Annotated in this window: 14 protein-coding genes; 13 read left to right on the forward strand and 1 reads right to left on the reverse strand. The window is 47.3% G+C overall.

Features of this window, described 5'->3' with window-relative positions:
• The first annotated feature begins 134 nt into the window (after nt 1-134).
• Entirely contained in the window at nt 135-2,801 is a 2,667-nt protein-coding gene (locus ACOMA8_RS07335; protein ID WP_421369697.1) for a glycoside hydrolase family 127 protein, read from the forward strand.
• 84 nt (nt 2,802-2,885) lie between these two features.
• On the opposite strand, the gene ACOMA8_RS07340 is transcribed toward ACOMA8_RS07335, so the two are convergent.
• Complete coding sequence (locus ACOMA8_RS07340) at nt 2,886-4,151, reverse strand: glycoside hydrolase family 27 protein (RefSeq protein WP_161899045.1); 1,266 nt, start codon at nt 4,149-4,151, stop codon at nt 2,886-2,888.
• A gap of 319 nt (nt 4,152-4,470) precedes the next feature.
• On the opposite strand from ACOMA8_RS07340, the gene ACOMA8_RS07345 reads away from it, so the two are divergent.
• The 12 genes from ACOMA8_RS07345 to fucO all read left to right on the forward strand — a co-directional run bounded on the left by ACOMA8_RS07345 (nt 4,471) and on the right by fucO (nt 19,342).
• A complete protein-coding gene (locus tag ACOMA8_RS07345; protein ID WP_161899044.1) occupies nt 4,471-5,385 on the forward strand; it encodes an aldo/keto reductase in 915 nt (304 codons plus the stop codon).
• Nucleotides 5,386-5,539: 154 nt separating this feature from the next.
• Entirely contained in the window at nt 5,540-6,619 is a 1,080-nt protein-coding gene (locus ACOMA8_RS07350; protein WP_237580419.1) for a GntR family transcriptional regulator, read from the forward strand.
• A 51-nt stretch (nt 6,620-6,670) separates the two neighbouring features.
• Nucleotides 6,671-8,263, forward strand: a complete 1,593-nt coding sequence (locus ACOMA8_RS07355; protein WP_421369700.1) for a xylulokinase — start codon at nt 6,671-6,673, stop codon at nt 8,261-8,263.
• A gap of 58 nt (nt 8,264-8,321) precedes the next feature.
• Complete coding sequence (locus tag ACOMA8_RS07360; RefSeq protein WP_421369701.1) at nt 8,322-9,029, forward strand: L-ribulose-5-phosphate 4-epimerase; 708 nt, start codon at nt 8,322-8,324, stop codon at nt 9,027-9,029.
• A gap of 50 nt (nt 9,030-9,079) precedes the next feature.
• A complete protein-coding gene (gene araA / locus ACOMA8_RS07365) occupies nt 9,080-10,504 on the forward strand; it encodes an L-arabinose isomerase (protein WP_421369703.1) in 1,425 nt (474 codons plus the stop codon).
• Nucleotides 10,505-10,675: 171 nt separating this feature from the next.
• The gene (locus ACOMA8_RS07370; protein WP_421369705.1) at nt 10,676-13,045 is read left to right on the forward strand and encodes a phosphoketolase family protein; all 2,370 of its coding nucleotides are present in this window, start codon (nt 10,676-10,678) and stop codon (nt 13,043-13,045) included.
• A 325-nt stretch (nt 13,046-13,370) separates the two neighbouring features.
• Nucleotides 13,371-13,976, forward strand: coding sequence for a sugar O-acetyltransferase (locus ACOMA8_RS07375; RefSeq protein WP_421369707.1), 606 nt, complete (start codon nt 13,371-13,373; stop codon nt 13,974-13,976).
• Nucleotides 13,977-14,058: 82 nt separating this feature from the next.
• Nucleotides 14,059-14,901: a helix-turn-helix transcriptional regulator gene (locus ACOMA8_RS07380; RefSeq protein WP_421369709.1), complete on the forward strand. Its 843-nt coding sequence runs from the start codon at nt 14,059-14,061 to the stop codon at nt 14,899-14,901.
• Between the two features lie 171 nt (nt 14,902-15,072).
• Nucleotides 15,073-15,504, forward strand: coding sequence for a universal stress protein (locus ACOMA8_RS07385; protein ID WP_161899037.1), 432 nt, complete (start codon nt 15,073-15,075; stop codon nt 15,502-15,504).
• A gap of 149 nt (nt 15,505-15,653) precedes the next feature.
• Nucleotides 15,654-15,929 (forward strand): AAA family ATPase, encoded by a 276-nt coding sequence (locus ACOMA8_RS07390; RefSeq protein ID WP_161899036.1) that lies wholly within the window; start codon nt 15,654-15,656, stop codon nt 15,927-15,929.
• Nucleotides 15,930-15,935: 6 nt separating this feature from the next.
• Nucleotides 15,936-17,987, forward strand: a complete 2,052-nt coding sequence (locus ACOMA8_RS07395) for a cation:proton antiporter (protein ID WP_421369712.1) — start codon at nt 15,936-15,938, stop codon at nt 17,985-17,987.
• Between the two features lie 203 nt (nt 17,988-18,190).
• Complete coding sequence (fucO, locus tag ACOMA8_RS07400; RefSeq protein WP_421369714.1) at nt 18,191-19,342, forward strand: lactaldehyde reductase; 1,152 nt, start codon at nt 18,191-18,193, stop codon at nt 19,340-19,342.
• Nucleotides 19,343-19,593 lie beyond the last annotated feature (251 nt).

Raw genomic sequence — 19,593 nt, forward strand, 5'->3', positions numbered from 1 at the left:
CGATTCTAGGTAGCTTTTCTCCACTCTGGCCTAATAGTTCTAGCAAAACTCCACCTTTTCTGAGCTTTTTTCTAACTACAAGACTCTTGTTTCTCGCTAGAATAAAAGTATCAAAGATTGCAAAGGAGACAATCATGAAAACCATTGCTACGCATCAAATCACCATCACCGATCCTTACGTCAGTCGGGCACAGGCAAATCTTGAGGCATACCTGTTAAGTCTAGAGGCAGAAAAATTTTTATATGAAATTTATAAAGTAGCCGGACTGAAACCGTTGACCAACAGCGGCTATCAGGGCTGGGAACGCAGCAACAAAATTAATTTTCGAGGACATTTTTTCGGACATTTCATGTCCGCACTAGCATTGGCGTATCAAAGTGCGTCAGATGAAGTCGTAGCCCGCGCCTTCAAAGAAAAGATGCGGACTGCTGTCGGCGGATTGGCGGAAGCTCAGGCGGCCTATGGCAAGAGTCATCCCGAAAGCGCGGGCTACATCTCGGCTTTTCGGGAAACAGCACTGGACGAAGTGGAGGGCCTGCCGGTAACGCCGGAGGAAAAAGAAAATTGTCTGGTACCTTGGTACAATCTGCATAAAGTACTGGTGGGACTGATGGATATCGCCGAGTACATGGCAGAGGTCGATCCGCAAACCAGTCAGCTGGCTTTGACGATTGTCAGCCGCTTTGGCGATTATATTCATTGCCGCATGCTGAAACTGACAGACAAGCAGCAGATGCTGAAGATTGAATATGGCGGTATGAACGACGGCTTGTATCGGCTGTTTGAATTGACCGGCAAAAAAGAACATGCCGAAGCCGCTGAGTACTTTGATGAAACAGACCTGTTCCAAAAGTTGGCAGCTGGGCAAGATGTCCTCCCTGGTAAGCACGCCAACACGACCATCCCTAAATTGATTGGGGCCTTGAAGCGTTACCGGGTCTTTCAAGAGGAAGACAATCAGCAGTATCTTTCAACGACAGAAATCCAGCAGCTGCCTTTGTACCTGAAGGCGGCGGAAAATTTCTGGGAAATCGTCGTTACTGGCCATACTTATTGTACCGGGGGCAATTCCCAAAGTGAGCATTTCCATGAGCCCCATGAACTCTATCATGATGCAGTGGTCAGAAATGGTGACTGTACCTGTGAAACCTGCAATACCCACAATATGTTGAAGTTGTCCCGCAGCCTCTATGAAGTCACCGGCGAGGCTAAATACCTGGATTATTATGAGCGGACTTATATCAATGCGATCCTGGCTTCACAAAATCCGGAAACCGGCATGATGATGTACTTTCAGCCGATGGGAGCCGGCTACAACAAGGTCTACAATCGCCCTTATGATGAGTTTTGGTGCTGTACCGGAACTGGCGTGGAAAGCTTTGCCAAACTGGCGGATACTTACTATTATACTGATGGTGATTGGATTTTGGTGAACCTGTATTTTTCAAATGAGGTTTGTCTGCCAAAATACAATGTGCTGTTACGTCAGAAAACAGACCGAAAAACTGGCCATAGCCGCTTTACAGTGACAGCGTTGGATCCTGAGCAGCCGGTTCAGCCCCTCAAACTGGGCTTGCGGCTGCCGTCTTGGGCCAAAGAGTGGCGCTTGACGAATCAGTCGACGGGGGCTTCTTTGACGAATGAGATCAAAGCCGGCTTTATCCTGCCACAAGAGCTGTTTGCGCCGGGAGACAGTTGGGAGCTGACAACAACAATGGCAGTCAAAGTTACGGCAGCGCCGGATAATCCTCGTTACCTCGCCTTTGAATATGGTCCGTATGTTTTGGCAGCCGGTCTTGGAGGAGAGGCAGTCGCGGAGGATGCACCAAACGGGATTCTGGTAAGAGTCGGCACCAAGCAACCGCTACTACCGGATACGCTGACAGTGGCGACAGAAGACTGGATTGAACAGGCAGCGAGCCATTTGCTTCCGGAAGCTGTTCCCGGAAAGCTGCTGGGTTTTCGTTTGAATGAAGTCGCCGAAGACCTGGTGTTCACCCCCTATTACGAAATGCACGGGGAACGTTACGGGATTTACTTTGAAGTGCTGCAGGCGGATTCTGAAGCGGCGCAACAGGCCATCCTTCTTAAAAAAGAAGCATTGAGAAAACAACAGCTGGTCGCGGCCGAACTGCATAATTTTGATGAAAACAACAGTGAGTATGCTAAAAGTCTTGCGTATGAAAAGAGCGAAGTCGAAGCCAGTTGGGGGCGTCGTTATCGGCAGGCACAGGCAGCCGGTTGGTTCAGCTATGAATTTGCAATCCCGGCGGACAAAACACCGAATTTTCTGAAGCTGACTTTAAAAGCCGATGAAGTTGGCAAAGTCCTGCAGGTGGTCTTCAATGATGATCCGACTACCGCTCAGTTGTTGGCCGTGGAGGATTTTGCGGAGGCAGACTTTTACGATATCACTTTGGAGCTGCCGGCACCTGTGAAGGATCGGGAATTAATCAAGGTGACCTTCAGCGGCAGCGAAGGGCAGGAGAGCCCCCGTTTGTACGGCATCACTTTTTTGACGGTATTGACTTACGGGAGCGAAAATGAGTTGCAGGAAGTCTTGGCCTGTAAAGGGGAAGTTCTCAGTCAAACGATGACAGAATTGCGGGTCCAGACGACTGCTGCAAGTGAAGAAGCCGAACTGTTGTTGGAGCTGCAGAATCCGGCAGGGCTGCTCTTTGTTGACGGAATCTTAATAGACGACAGCAAGCCTCGACGTTTTGCGAAAGGGACGCATGAATTAGTGGTTACGGGAAGTGATCATCTGACCCGGCACAGTTCAGTGTTGATTGTGGAATGAGAACGGCCACTAATGGCAAACTGATTGATGAAAGCTGAATACAAAAAAACTTCCGATAACTTTTCGGAAGTTTTTTTGTGCAGCTTATTTCAGCGCTTTGAACAGGCGGCCGCCGTGGCTGTTGATGGTCAGGGGCGCAGCTTTTGCCAGCTCAGTTTCTGCCCACATATCTAGCAGGTTTTCGCCGTTCAGCAGGTCTTTCAGTTCTTCCGGCAGATCAGCTGCTGCTTCGCCGACATTGAAGATTCCATAGTACTCCTGAGTTTTCGATTGGGCATGCCAGATGATAAAGTGGTCATCGCGATGGAGCTGCCGACGATATGTCAGCGTCTGGTACATCTCAACGACTTCTTTATTGGTGAACAGACTCAAAGTGAAATCGTCGATATCCGGCAGGGTGCCGCCGTACATCAGCGGGGATTGAAAAATTGTCCACAGACTCATCAACAAATACTGCTCGTCTTTGGTAAAACGGGTCCAGCTGTTTCCACCCCCGCCGTCGTGGGCCCGGATTCCGATATGGCCCAGAGGCAGCATATCGCAGTCCGGCCAGTTGCCGGGGCGAACAAAAGGTGCCCATTCAGCACAGCGGTCGAACATTTTGTACAATGCCTCCCAGTGGTCCCAAAAATCATCGGTCAGCCGCCACATATTAGCGTTGTCTTGCAAAAACCAGCCTTCATGAACTTTTGCCGGTCCTGGTGAGAGACTGAGGACAATCGGTCGGCCGGTCTTATCGATGGCTTTGCGGATTGCTTTGATTTCTTTCAGATGACCGCCGCCATAAAGATAGCTGTTGGCGATATCATCGACTTTGATGAAATCCACCCCCCAAGATGCGTACAGGTCCATCAGTGAATCGTAGTACAGCTGACCTTCTGGTTTGTCCACGTTGACGCCGTACATATCGGAGTTCCAAGGGCAGATGTTGTTTTCGGCAATGTCTCGGGCTCTAAGCTTAGTTCCCTTGATTGGTGTATTTTGATGGACGGCTTGGCGTGGGATGCCCCGCATGATGTGGATTCCGAACTTCAAGCCTTTGGAGTGGATGTAATCGCCTAAAGCTTTAAATCCGCCTCCATTGGCTGACGAGGGAAAACGATTTTCCGCTGGGATTAGTCGGGAGTATTCGTCCATGCACAATGGATAAAAGGCGTGATACCAGGTTGAGTCGGCTTCCGGTTCGCTCCATTGGATATCTACAACGATATATTCCCAGCCGTATTCTTTTAAATGTTCTGCCATGAAATCAGCATGAGCCCGCACCTCATTTTCGCGAACGGAAGCGCCGTAGCAGTCCCAGGAATTCCAGCCCATCGGCGGTGTTTTAGCAAAATCCAAATGATTCATTTTTTCGTCTCCTTTAATGCTTTTCGCGTGTCTAAATTGTTGCTTTAGCAACTTAAGGATAGTCTCTTTTTTTAGCAAAAGTGGAAAAAATTGTTACTCAATAGATGTAAATGGAAAGTATCGTCGCATTAATATCGAAACCGGCAGATGAGACTGAGAAGTTGACGAATTTCGGAATATATTTTTTTAGCACAAGCAACGAGCATAAAAATTCTCTTTCTGGTCTTTACTTCAAGCATACTTGAAGTGTTACAATGACATCGTTATAGCAGAGGAATAGCTGCATTTGCGGCTTGTTGAAAATTAGGAGGAGCTAGCGATGAAACAAATTAAATTTGGTCCAGATCAAAAAACAGTCTCAGGGATTGTCTTGGGCTGTATGCGCATTGACAATGCCAAAGATCCAGTAGAAGTTATCACCACTGCTGTGGAAAATGGTATTACTTTTTTTGATCATGCTGATATTTACGGAGCCGGAAAATGCGAAGAAATTTTCGCTGCTGCTTTGAAAAAGACTGATTACAAACGAGAAGGGTTACACATCCAATCAAAATGCGGGATTGTACCCGGAAAAATGTATGATTTTTCCAAAGCGCATATTATCGAGTCAGTCGAAAAGATTCTGAAGCGATTGGACACCGATTATCTAGATTCGTTTTTGCTACACCGACCAGATACTTTGATGGAGCCAGAAGAGGTAGCAGAAGCTTTTGATACGTTATACACTGCTGGAAAAGTCCGCCAATTCGGGGTCAGCAATTTTTCTGGACCTCAGATTGATCTGTTGCAAAAATACGTAAACCAGCCATTGATAGCCAATCAATTGCAATTTGGAATCATGCACACTGGGATGATTGACAATGGAATTCATGTGAATATGACTGATCCTCGCAGTATCGACCATGATAACGGTATTCTTGAGTATTCTCGTCTTCATGATATGACGATTCAAGCTTGGTCACCGTATCAATATGGTTGGTTTGAAGGTAGCTTTATCGACAACGACAAGTTCCCAGCTTTGAATCAAAAGTTAGCTGAGCTGGCAGAAAAATACGGCATGACCAAAACTGGCTTGAGTTCTGCTTGGATCTTGCGCCATCCGGCAAACATGCAGGTAATTATCGGAACCATGACACCATCACGAATTACTGAAATCGCCCAAGCTGCTGAGGTTAGCTTGACTAGAGAAGAGTGGTACAGTGTCTATCTAGCTGCGGGTAATGATTTGCCATAAAAAACATAAATCTGATTGATTAATCAAAAACCGACGCGAAGGGATGGCGTCGGTTTTTTTGTCAGCATGATGTTGTGAGAGAAATTCACAAAAAAGCTTTGACTTGAGGTCAGCTCCATTGTAAACTAAATGTACGTACAACTTATTGGAAGGGGTGGCGGAGACGAAACCTAAATACGAACAACTAGCAGACAATTTGCGAGAATCAATTCTTCGCGGTGAATACCAAGTGGATGAATTAATTCCTTCCGAAAATACTTTGCAAGAAACATACAAATTAAGTCGCCATACGGTAAGACAGGCTATCGGCGTTCTGGTGAACGAAGGCTTCCTACGAAAAGCGCGAGGGTCGGGCACCTATGTATCACGTCCGGACAACCTACCGAAAAAGAATAAGACCATCGGAGTCATTATGACGTATCTTTCTAACTATATTTTTCCAGCCATCATCCGAGGACTAGAACAAGAGTTAGCCAGCCAAGGTTATTCTCTGCTTTTAGGGACAACCAATAATGATCATGACCAAGAGCGGGAATGCTTGATGCGAATGCTGGATCAAGGAGTGGATGGTTTGATTATTGAGCCTACCAAATCCAATCAATACAACCCAAATCTAGCCTATTATGTGGCTATTAAGGAACGGGGAATCCCTTTTTTGATGATTAATGCTTACTATGAAGAATTGGATGTTCAAACTATTTGCGTCAATGACACTCAGTCTGGTTATTTGGCTACCAAAGAGTTAGTAGCAAAGGGACACGAAGACTTGTTGTTATTAACTAAAATTGACGATCTGCAAGGGAAATACCGAATGAAGGGGTTTATCAAAGCAGTTGAAGAAGCCGGATTAACTTTACAACCGCAAGATATCATGACCTATACGACAGAGAACAAAGCTCAAGTAATGGCTGCTGCTATTACACGATTGACTGCTGCTGATTCTACTACGACGGGTGTTGTCACTTATAATGACGAGATTGCCTATGAATTGATTGATCAGCTAGTGCAAGCTGGTTTACAGGTGCCAGAAGCTGTCTCAATCGTTGGCAATGACGACTCGGCACTAGCAGTTGGCGGTCGGGTACCTTTGACAACGCTGACCCATCCGAAAGAGGAAATGGGGCGGTTGGCTGCTCAGTATATTATGGAGTCCATAAATGGTGGTGACACACCAAGTTACTATTTCCAACCGGAACTGATTATCCGTGATTCAGTATCAGTCCCGAAAAGATAAAAAATACTCTGAAGGATAAGTTTAATCAAGAAAATGGAGGAATTACCCGGCATGGATGCAAAAACAGCGATTCAACAAGCCAAAACCACCTTGGGGATCGAATTCGGTTCCACAAGGATTAAAGCAGTTCTGATTGACGATGACTTCCAAACTATCGCTTCCGGCAGTTTCGAATGGGAGAATCAACTGGTCAACGGAATCTGGACCTATTCGTTGGAAAACATCTGGAGCGGACTGCAGACCGCCTACAAAGAATTGGCAGCGGAAGTTGCAGAAAAATACGGGGAAAAGCTGACGACTGTCGGCGGGATCGGCTTTTCAGCCATGATGCACGGCTATATGGCCTTCAATAAAGCTGACGAGCTTTTGGTACCTTTTCGGACATGGCGCAACGCGATCACCGGAGAAGCCGAAGAAAAGCTGACCGATCTTTTTCAATACAATATTCCGCAGCGTTGGAGTATTGCGCATCTGTATCAGGCAGTCTTGAACAAAGAAGAGCATGTCAAAGAGGTGAGCTTCTTCACCACCTTGGCAGGCTATGTTCACTGGCAGTTGACAGGGGAAAAGGTACTGGGAATCGGGGATGCTTCGGGGATGTTCCCAATTGATGTCCAAACCAAGGATTATGACAAACGGATGGTCAATCAGTTCAATGCCTTGATTTCACCGGAAGCACTGCCTTGGCAGCTGGACGAACTGCTGCCACAGGTCCTGACAGCCGGCACAGATGCCGGAAAATTGACTGCCACCGGTGCCAAACTTTTGGATCCTACCGGAACGCTTCAGGCAGGTATTCCTCTATGCCCTCCGGAAGGGGATGCCGGGACTGGGATGGTGGCTACCAATTCGGTGGCTGAGCGCACCGGGAACGTGTCGGCCGGAACATCGGCATTTGCCATGATCGTTTTGGAAAACGAGTTGTCTGCGGTTCATCCGGAGATTGACATGGTAACCACCCCGTCAGGCTCTCTGGTGGGGATGGTCCACACCAACAACTGTACTTCCGAAATCAATGCCTGGATGAAATTGTTCCGGGAATTTGCTGATCTGACCGGGCTAGATATTGCTACAGACGAAATGTTCGCCAAGTTATTCAACGCAGCTCTCGAAGGTGACGAAGAATGCGGCGGTATGTTGTCTTATGGCTATTATTCAGGAGAAAACATCACTAAAATGCCGGAAGGACGGCCTCTGTTTGTCCGCTCACCGGAAAGTCGCTTTACTTTGGCCAACTTCATGCGCCTGCATCTTTTCACGGCATTCGGTGCAATGAAAATCGGGATGGATATCCTGCAAAAAGAAGAAAATGTTCAAATCGACAGCATCGTCGGTCACGGCGGGATCTTCAAAACGCCAGTAGTCGGTCAGCAGGTCTTGGCTGCAGTGATGAACGCACCGGTGACGGTCATGGAGACGGCCGGCGAAGGCGGAGCCTGGGGGATTGCTCTCTTGGCAGCTTACCTGATAAACAAAGAAGCAGACGAGTCATTGGACAGCTATTTGAATGAACGGGTCTTTGCAGGAGACAAGGGTTCCACAATTGTTCCGGAAGCCCGGGATGTGGCCGGCTTTGATGAATATGTCAAGCGTTATGCCGCGGGACTGCCAATCGAAAAAGCTGCTATCGAGCACCTGATCTGATATAGCATTGCCGCGGGATACATGTTTGCTGCTGGGAAATTGAAGGGAGTCATTTACGATGTTGGAAGCATTGAAAGAAAAAGTCTTTAAAGCCAATCTGGATTTACCGAAACACGGCCTGGTAAAGTATACCTGGGGAAATGTTTCAGCTGTTGATCGCGAAGCCGGACTGTTTGTCATCAAGCCCAGCGGTGTTGACTATGAAACTATGAAAGCTGCAGACATGGTAGTCTGTGATTTGGACGGCAACGTCGTGGAAGGTGCGCTCAATCCTTCTTCTGATACACCGACCCATGCGGTTTTGTATAAAGCCTTTCCGGAAATCGGTGGAATCGTCCACACCCACTCCACTTACGCGACGGCCTGGGCGCAGGCTGGGTTGGACGTGCCGGCTATGGGCACGACCCACGCCGATACTTTTTACGGTGCGGTACCTTGTGCCCGCTACCTGACACAAGAAGAGATTGACCGTGGTTATGAAGAATATACCGGGCATGTGATCGTGGAGACCTTCAAAGAACGGGGCTTGCAGCCGCTGGAAGTGCCAGGTGTGTTGCTTCACGGCCATGCACCTTTCACTTGGGGCAAGGATGCCGCTGCCGCTGTTATGAATGCGGTGGTGCTGGATGAAGTCTGCCACACCAACTGGATGGCCCGTCAACTGAACAGCTATGCACCGGAACTGCCGCAAAGGATCCTGGACAAGCATTACCTGCGGAAGCACGGCGCCAATGCCTACTATGGTCAAGCAGGGCAAAGCCACTGAGGCAGCCCTTTGGAATGTCATCAAAAATTTACGATAAAGGAGAATTACCCATGCTGAAATTAGATAAAAAAGTATTCTGGTTCGTCGTTGGCTCCCAATACCTGTACGGCCCGGAAGCCCTGGAAGAGGTCAAAAAAGATGCCCAAGCAATCACTGACGGGCTGAACGAAAGCGGCAAACTGCCTTATCCGGTAGTCTTGCAGGACTTGGCTGTGACGGCCGATGCCATCACCGGCATCATGAAAGAGGTCAACTACCGCGATGAAGTAGCCGGAGTCATCACATGGATGCATACCTTCTCGCCGGCAAAAATGTGGATCCGCGGCACCAAAATGCTGCAAAAACCATTGCTGCATCTGGCTACGCAATTCAATGAAAGCATTCCTTGGCCGACCATCGACATGGACTTCATGAACTTGAATCAAAGTGCTCACGGTGACCGGGAATACGGCTTCATCAATGCCCGCCTGAAAAAACACAACAAAATCGTCGTAGGCTATTGGAAAAACACTGATGTTCAAGAAGATATTGCTGCCTGGATGGATGTTGCAGTAGCCTACAATGAAAGTTTCAACATCAAAGTGGCTCGTTTCGGCGACAACATGCGTAACGTCGGTGTGACTGAAGGGGACAAGATCGAAGCACAGATTCAATTCGGCTGGACAGTAGATTACTTTGGGATTGGTGATCTGGTTCAATACGTGGATGCAGTCACTGACGAAGAAGTCGATGCGTTGTTTGCAGAATACAAAGAATTGTATGATTTCGATTACGGCGACTACGAACACGAGAAGTGGGATGCCCACGTCAAAGTACAGGCAAAACAAGAAATCGGGCTTCGCCGATTCTTGGGAGCAGGCGGCTACAATGCCTTCACCACCAACTTTGAAGACCTTTACGGCATGCAACAACTGCCGGGCTTGGCCGTTCAACGTCTGATGGCTGATGGTATCGGATTTGCTGGTGAAGGGGACTGGAAGACAGCGGCTATCGACCGTTTGATGAAAGTCATGGCTCACGGTGAAAACACCGGCTTCATGGAAGACTATACGTATGAAATGGCAGCCGGCAAAGAAGCAATCCTGCAATCTCATATGATGGAGGTGGATCCGAGTTTGGCGGTCAACAAACCGAAGATTGTCGTTTCGCCGTTATCCATGGGCGATAGAGAAGATCCGGCGCGTTTGGTATTTGACGGTAAAGGTGGCGCCGGTGTCGTGGTTTCCATGGCTGATTTCGGTACTCACTACAAACTGCTGATCAATGAAGTCGATGCTTTTGAGCCGACTGAAGTTGCTCCAAAACTGCCGGTAGCTCGGGTGATGTGGACCCCGCGTCCGGACTTCAAAAAAGGAATTCATGCTTGGATTGAAGCTGGTGGCGGACATCACACGGTCGTTTCGTTGAATTTAACTGCAGATCAGATCGAAACCTGGGCAAAGATGGTCGACCTGGAATTTGTGACAATCAAATAAGTAATCCTCGTTTAAACAGAAAATCGGCCGGGTTGCCACCAAAACCGCAGCAGCCTGACCGAGATTCTTTTGAAATAATAAAGGTAAAAAATACCTATTAATAAGATGCAGTAAATTTTTTTAGTGATGTTTAAGTGTTTTTTACTTTAAAAAAGGGAGAGTAACAGCGCAATGACAGTAAACTACGATTCAAAAGAGTACTTGGAAAAAGTCGACGCATGGTGGCGGGCAGCCAACTATATCTCTGTTGCCCAAATGTATTTGAAAGACAATCCGTTGTTGACACGGGACGTTACTGAAGAAGATGTGAAGATTCATCCTATCGGGCACTGGGGTACGATTGCCGGCCAGAACTTCATCTATGCCCATTTGAACCGGATCATCAATAAATATGATCTGAACATGTTCTACATCGAAGGTCCCGGACACGGCGGTCAAGTGATGGTCTCCAATTCTTACATCGACGGCAGCTACAGCGAAATCTATCCCGAAATTACGCAGGACGAAGAAGGTCTGAAGAAGCTCTGCAAGATCTTCTCATTCCCGGGCGGTATCGCATCTCACGCAGCGCCTGAGACACCGGGGTCAATCCATGAAGGCGGGGAGCTCGGCTACAGCATGTCTCACGCAACTGGTGCTATTTTGGATAATCCGGATGTCATCGCTGCGACTGTAATCGGTGATGGTGAAGCCGAAACCGGTCCTTTAGCAGGCTCATGGTTCTCCAACTCATTTATCAACCCGGTCAATGATGGTGCAGTACTGCCAATCTTGTATTTGAACGGTGGCAAGATCTCCAATCCGACGATTTTGGAACGCAAATCAGATGCCGACTTGACGAAATATTTTGAAGGTATGGGCTGGACGCCGCTGTTTGTCGGCGGCACCGATCCTGAAGCTGTTCATCTGGAAATGGCGAAAATATTGGATGAAGCCATTGCTATAATCAAGGATATCCAGAAAAAAGCCCGTGCCGGTAAAGCTGAAGATGCGGTGATGCCGCAGTGGCCAGTGATTATCTGCCGGACTCCTAAAGGTTGGACCGGTCCGAAAGCTTGGGATGGTGAACCAATCGAAGGTGGTTTCCGTGCTCACCAAGTGCCGATTCCGGTAGATGCTCATCACATGGATCATATCGAAGCATTGGTAGATTGGTTGAAATCTTACCGTCCCGAAGAATTGTTCGACGAAAACGGTACGATCAAAGATGAGATTCGGGAAATATCTCCTAAAGGGAATCGCCGGATGTCCACCAATCCGATCACAAACGGCGGGATTGATCCGAAACCGTTGAAGATTACTGATTGGAGACAACACGCAATCGATACGACGACACCGGGTGCTGTAGAAGCGCAAGACATGACGGAATTTGCGAAATTTGCCAAAGACCTGATCGTAGAAAATCCGGAAAATTTCCGTATCTTCGGTCCTGACGAAACCAAATCCAACCGGATGGCAGAAGTCTTCAAAGTGACTAATCGTCAATGGATGGAAGCACAAAAACCGGATTATGATGAATGGATCGCACCGGCTGGCCGAGTAATCGATTCTCAACTTTCCGAGCATCAATGTGAAGGTTTCCTGGAAGGCTATGTATTGACTGGACGTCATGGTTTCTTCGCATCATACGAAGCTTTTCTGCGGGTCGTGGATTCCATGATCACCCAGCACTTCAAATGGTTGCGAAAAGCTGCGGATCACAAATGGCGCAAACGCTACCCATCACTGAATCTAATTGCGACTTCAACGGTGTTTCAACAAGACCACAACGGTTACACCCACCAAGATCCGGGTCTGTTGACTCACTTGTCTGAGAAAAAACCGGAATTTATCCGTGAATACCTGCCGGCTGATGCCAACTCCTTGATGGCAGTCATGGCAGAAGCATTGCAATCCGAGGAACTGATCAACCTGATCGTGTCTTCTAAACACCCACGCCCGCAATTTTACTCCGCTGATGAAGCAGAAGTTCTGGTCCGGGAAGGTCTGAAGATCGTTGACTGGGCTTCGACTGACGGCAATCAAGAGCCGGATGTTGTGATCGCAGCTGCCGGAACGGAACCAAACTTGGAAGCTCTGGCAGCAGTTACAATCTTGAATAAAGCTTTTCCGGATTTGAAGATTCGGTTTATCAATGTGGTGGATCTGTTGAAATTGCGTCATCCGAGCCAAGATCCGCGGGGCTTGAGCGATGATGAATTCAATGCCTACTTTACAACGGATAAACCAATCGTCTTTGCTTTCCACGGTTACGAAGGTTTGATTCGGGATATTTTCTTCAAACGGGCAAACCACAACCTGCATATTCACGGATACCGTGAAAACGGCGATATCACTACACCGTTTGATATGCGTGTTTTCTCAGAAATGGATCGCTTCCACGTTGCCAAAGACGCTGCCGTGGCTGCCAAAGGTGCCGCTGCCGGTGAATTTGCGCAGAAGATGGACGACACCATCAACTTCCATCACGACTACATCCGTGCCAACGGGGTCGATATCCCGGAAGTTGTCAATTGGAAATGGGAACCACTCACCAAATAATTCTGTTTCTTCATTGATTGTTATATCGTTCGGTTTCGGAAGCTGTGAGCACCACACTCACAGCTTCTTTGCTGTGAAACACAGCGATTGACTGCTGGAAGCAGACAGAGCTGATGTTGAACAGTAGCAGCCGACCGGAGGAAAGGTGGTCTCCTTCGTACGAAACACAGCGATTGACTGCTGGAAGCAGACAGAGCTGATGTTGAACCGAGCTAATCGCTGATTTGGCAAGCGAGCCGAATCACTAATGAGTACTGACGAAAAATAAAAAAATGCAGGCAACTTGAGAAAGGAATGATCCCTAATAAAATCGGAATTGGAAAAGATGATTGCCGGTGAAATGTACCATCAAACACCGGAGCTTTTGGAAGTGCGTTTTGCCACACGGGATTTATTGTATGAGTATAATCGCTGCCATCCCCGGGATATGGCGACCCGCAGCCGGCTGATCAAAGAAATGTTCAAGCGCGTCGGTGAAAAGTATTTTATCGAGCTGCCGTTTCATGTGGACTACGGTTTCAATGTGACCATCGGCGAGAATTTTTTTGCCAACAATAATCTGACACTGTTGGATGTTTGTCCAATCACGATCGGCGACGATGTGCTGCTGGCGCCCAATGTCGGGATCTATACAGCTGGTCATGCGTTGGATCCGCAGCTGCGTAAAATGACCGATGGTGAATTTGGACAACCGGTGGTCATTGGCAACAACGTCTGGGTCGGCGCCAATGTTTCGATCCTGCCGGGAGTGACCATCGGCGATGACACAGTTATCGGTGCCGGTTCGGTGGTCACCAAAGATGTTCCAGCCGGTGTACTGGCAGCCGGGAATCCTTGTCGGGTCATTCGTAAATTCGATGAGCGGGACCGTAAAACTTATTATCGTGACTTGCCGATCCCGCAGTCCTACTTGGATCGGTTGTCAGACTGACGGAAAACCACGTATAATAACAAGGAGTAAGTACAGGGGCACAGCTGTCCGCGCTGAATTCGAGTAGAAGGGAGCCAGCCTGTTGGAAAAAATTTTGATCGGAAGACCTGTAGAAATTCATTTTCACTGGTGCGGCTATCTTCATTCGAAGGAGCCTTGGAAGCATGATGAACGGACCAACCTCGACTATGAACTGATGATCGGTATTGAAGGGAAAGTCTACTTCAATATTGCCGGAAACGAGGTGATCCTGGCTGCAGGAGAACTGCTGCTGATTCCGCCGAACACGCATTTTTATGGCAGTCGAGCCCACGGAAATGTCGGCTTTTACTGGCTCCATTTTGAGATGCTGGGAATGGAGCAGGCATCGGTGCAGAGTGCACCCCGTTTCAACGAGCCGGAGCGCTGGCAGCTGCCTCTTTATGAAAAAAATCTGATCTTGGACAACGAACTGCTGTTGCTGCAGCAGCTTCAGACGGTCAAGGAGATGGAGTTTCCTACCCACCAGTTATTGGATGCGTATACGGCGACGCTTTTACTGAGCGTCAAAGAAAAATACCTGCTATCCTTTCAGGAGCGGCAGGGGGAGAAGCATTTTCTCATCGACTATGTGAAGGAGTACCTGCAGCGCAACTACCAACGCAAGATCACAGTGGGGGAGCTGGCAAATTATTTCGGCTACAATAAGGCCTACCTTTCCAATCTCTTCTCCAGGGAAGTCGGCCAGACCGTAACCCAGTATCTGCACACGCTGCGGTTGGAGCGGGGGCGGCAGCTGCTTTTAACATCCAATTACAGTATTCGAGAAGTCGCCGAACGAGTAGGAATTGAAGACGAAAAGTATTTCAGCCGTCTGTTCCAAAAACAATTTCGGATAGCTCCTCGCAGCTATCGTAAAAAATACGGTCTCATCAATGAGATGTGACGAGGGCAAAACCAGACCTGTCCAGTCGAAGCTCCGGCTACGGCTAACGGGTCTTTTTATGTTATGCTTAAGATAGAAAAAGAGAGTCGCAGCAAGTGCATTTTTGGATGTGAACAGACAGGTTGTGACACCTGAAAGTGATTTACCGGACAGAGACGAGGAGGGATTTTCATGAACGAGACTTATCAAAACATTCTGGTGGCTTTGGACGGCTCCCGCTTGGCAGACAAAGCGTTCACAGAGGCTGTCAATATCGCTGCTGCCAACAACGGCCGTCTGACACTGATTTCCATCATCAATGATGCCGAGTTAACTACTAGTGCCTATTCGTTTTCAAAATTGTTCGCCCAAGAAAAAGAGCATGCCGAGACGGAGCTCTTGAAAAAAATCCATGATGCTGCCCAAAAAGGGGTAGAAGATGTTACGCCATTTGTTGAAGTCGGCAATCCCAAGCAGATCATCGTGAAATATGCCGCCGACAATGCCAGTGATTTGATTATTATTGGAGCTACCGGAAAGGGTGCTATCACCCAGTCGCTGGTGGGATCCACAACTTCTTACGTAGTGAATCATGCACCTTGCAATGTGTTGGTGATTCGCTGATATGGCCAGAATCGCCAATTGTCAAAAGCTCTGACCGCAGGAAAAACGGTCGGAGCTTTTTTGAAGAGCACTTTCGTTGTTCGGCCAAAAAACTGGTGCTGACGCTCATTTGGATAAATAGACAAATAGATAGAGAAGGAGTAACAACCATGAGCAAAAATTTTGAAGAAAAAATGCGGCTAATCCGGGAAAAATACGGGAGCTTGACAGTGGAGGAACGTCGCCAAGTACTGAGTAAGATCAAGCGGCGAAATATTTTTGCTTTTCGTAAATTGGAAAGAATCAAACATGAACTGCTACGCTTGGAAAGCAGAAGGGCGCAATTAGAAGAAGACCCGGTGCAATTAGCAGAATTAGAAGAAAAAATCCTGGCCCGCAAAGAAGCGTTTTTCAAGTTGCTGCGGGATGCGGATAAAAAGGAGTGATAGCCTATGGAGTTAGTTGAACTGGTTATCGTAATTACCGTGGCTATCACCTTTTCAAATGTTCTGGCAAAAATCTTGCCGAACATCCCGATTTTTTTTGTACAGATTTTTTTGGGGATTTTGGTAGGGTTATCTCAATGGGGGCGCAGCCTAAACTTTCAGCCGGAGATTTTTTTGGTGTTGATTATTGCCCCGCTGCTATTTCGAGAAGGAGAACATGCCGATTTGGCCACGATTTTCAAAAATTTCGGCACAATCTTGTCGCTGGCTTTCGGTGGCGTGATTTTGACATTATTGGCTGTGGGTGGATTGTTGAATGTGTTGATGCCCACAATCCCTTTGGCAGCTTGCATGGCATTCGGGGCAGCGTTAGGCCCAACGGATGCAGTAGCGGTATCTTCAATCGCTAAGCCTTTAAAGATGCCGCCGCGGGTGATGCGGATTTTGGAAGGTGAGGGGCTACTGAATGATGCTTCCGGCGTTACAGCCTTTCAATTTGCTGTGGCTGCATTGATTACCGGCAGCTTTTCTATTTGGCAGGCTTCTTGGCAACTGCTGGCCGCCAGTCTCGGTGGAGTATTGGTGGGAGGGTTAGTGGTCTGGCTGAAACGACGGGTGATTCGAGTAATCGAGCAGGCACAGGCACAGGAAGTCACTTCGTATCTTTTGATCGAGCTGCTGTTGCCCTTTGTTGCGTATGTCTTTTCAGAGCTTGTTGGAGTTTCGGGAATTATTGCAGCAGTTACCGCCGGTGTAATGCAGGCAGGTGGGCGTCAGAAGGTGACTTTATTTCAGGCCGAGCTGGCCAATGTGTCACAAGCGGTCTGGAACACGGTTGTCTTCACATTGAACGGGCTGGTATTTATTTTCCTAGGAATCGAGATTTCTCAGGTGTTTTCACCAATTTGGGAAAGTGACATCTACGCCAATGAGCGATTGCTGCTAGTAATTTTACTAGTCACGTTGTTATTGTTTGTCATCCGTTTGTTATTTTTACTCCTGTTAAATGTCTTTTTAGTGAAGGATGGGCAGCGAAAATCCAAACAGGAAATCTTGCTGCTGACTTTCGGTGGTGTCAAAGGAACTGTCAGCTTGGCCACAATCTTCATTTTGCCGACTGCTTTACACGGAGCCGCCTTTCACCAGCGGAGTGTCTTGTTGTTTTTGACAGCCGGTGTCATCTTGTTGAGTCTGGTGATCAGTCTGGTAGTCATGCCACTGATTGCAGATGGAGAAGCAGAAGCACCGGTAGACGAAAAAGGGATCGCGGTATTGGAAGAAGTTTTAAAAGAGCTGCAACAAGACGAGGCTGCGGGAAATCTGACAGAAAATGAGACGATTGCGTTAAAAGCTGTGCGGCAAAGTTATGCCAGTCGAATCTGGGAGACCTATACAGAAGCCATGACTGACAGTGAGCGGCAAGAAGTTCAGGAAATTCAGGCTTTGATCTTGTCCATTGAACGAGATGGGTTGGATGAAAGCTTCCGCCGCCAGTTGATTGATGTCAACAGCTATCGTTTTTATTCTCGTTTCATTGCCAATTTCCAGCATTCTTTCGGGCGCCAAATCTTGTCCTTTCTTAGCTTTTGGTTATTGGTAGTACGGCGCATTTTGCGGGTAATTTTGCATCCTAAGCTTTTTTGGCAAAGACGTCATGAAGACCAACAAGGCCCTGCTCCAGTAGATTTGGAACAGCTTCAGACGGTGTATCGCCGCAATACGCAGCTGATTCAACAGAGTTTGGCCAGTCTGGAAGGTGTTTATGATGAAAAAATCATTACTTATTTTTTGCAGCAGCGAAAGACCATGATGGGTAGTCTAAAGCGCAATGATTTCATGGCGGCTGTGATGATCCGACAAGATCCCGCCTTCACGAAGGAGGTTTTGCGGGGCTATTATCTGGAGCGCAAAGTCATCGATGAGTTTGAAAGCAGGGAGGAAATTACAACCTTTTCTGCCAATGAATACCGGCGTAAAGTCAATCTATTGGAATCTTATGCCATGAGCCAGATTGGCAGTACTCCAAATTTTTCAATGAAACGGTTTATTCGAAAATGACGAAACTACTGCTGGAAACAGCAGTGGTTTTTTTTATTTGAAAACAATTAAAAAACAGAAAATATGTTTTTGTAGCGCTTTCAACTGCTGGCGAGGCTGTTATAATTATTTTTGTGATAGAAATCACAAATAAATGACTTAATGATATCTGACAGAGGCAGCCACTAGCTACATCTGTTGCTTATTTTCAGGAGGAAATACAAATGGCAAATCGTATGATCTTAAATGAAACATCATATCACGGAAAAGGAGCTATCGAAGCAATCCCAACCGAGTTTATCGCACGGGGTTTCAAAAAAGCAGCAGTCATCACTGACAAGGATCTAATCCAATTCGGAGTCGCTGATAAAGTGACTGGTTTGCTGGATCAAGTTGGTATCGAGTATGAAGTGTTTGATGGTATCATGCCCAATCCAATCATTGAAAATGTTCAAGAAGGTGTTACTTTTGTTAAAAATTGCGGTGCTGATGCCATCATCGCAATTGGTGGTGGTTCACCAATTGATACCGCCAAAGCAATTGGGATTATTGTTGCCAATCCGGAGTTTTCTGATGTAGTTAGCTTGGAAGGTGTGGCGGCAACCCAGAATCCCTCTTTACCAATCTTGGCAGTGCCTACCACTTCTGGAACGGCAGCAGAAGTGACCATTAACTATGTAATCACGGATAAGGAAAAGCAGCGAAAATTTGTTTGTGTGGATGTCCACGATATTCCAGTGGCCGCTTTTGTCGACAGTGACCTGATGATGGGCATGCCAAAAGCGTTGTGTGCAGCAACGGGAATGGACGCTATGACCCATGCCATCGAAGGGTTGATTACCAAAGGCGCATGGGAGATGAGTGACATGCTTCACTTGAAAGCTATTGAAATTATTGGTCGCAGCTTACGGGATTCAGTGGCAGGAGATGCCAAGGGTCGTGAAGAAATGGCATTGGGACAATATATTGCTGGTATGGGCTTTTCTAATGTGGGGTTGGGTTTGGTACATGGGATGGCTCATCCGCTGTCGGCTTGGTACAATATTCCCCATGGCGTGGCTTGTGCCTCCCTGTTGCCCGCTGTGATGACATACAACAAAGATTTTACTGGCGAAAAGTATCGGGAAATCGCCAAGGCATTGGGCGTAGCAGGTGCGGAAACTAAAACTATCGAAGCTATCCGTGAAGAGGCTTGTGGAGCGATTAATCAGCTTTCCAAAGATGTGGGCATCCCAGAGACAATCTCTGAACTCGGAGTTAAAGCTGAAGATCTTCCGGCCATTGCAGAAGATGCCTTCCGTGATGTTTGCACACCAGGCAATCCACGAGATACCACAGTAGAAGAGATTATCGCTATCTATCAAAGCTTGATGTAAAAGAACGTAACAATCGTCGTGTTATCCCTTCAAAGCGAAGGATACCAAACGTGAGACACAAGCAAAAGACAAGTAACTTCCATTAAGAAATAGTGGAAGCTGCTTGTTTTTTCATTATTGAAAATCCTAAATGCTGACTAGCCTTATCCTTAAATTGTAAACTGCTGGTGTTTAGTTGGTATCATTGGAAAAATATTTTTTCACAACACTACCACTTATTTATACAAGTGCAAAAAAAGCCCAAGCAACTG

Source organism: Enterococcus infantis, assembly GCF_049166715.1.
GTDB lineage: Bacteria > Bacillota > Bacilli > Lactobacillales > Enterococcaceae > Enterococcus_C > Enterococcus_C leclercqii.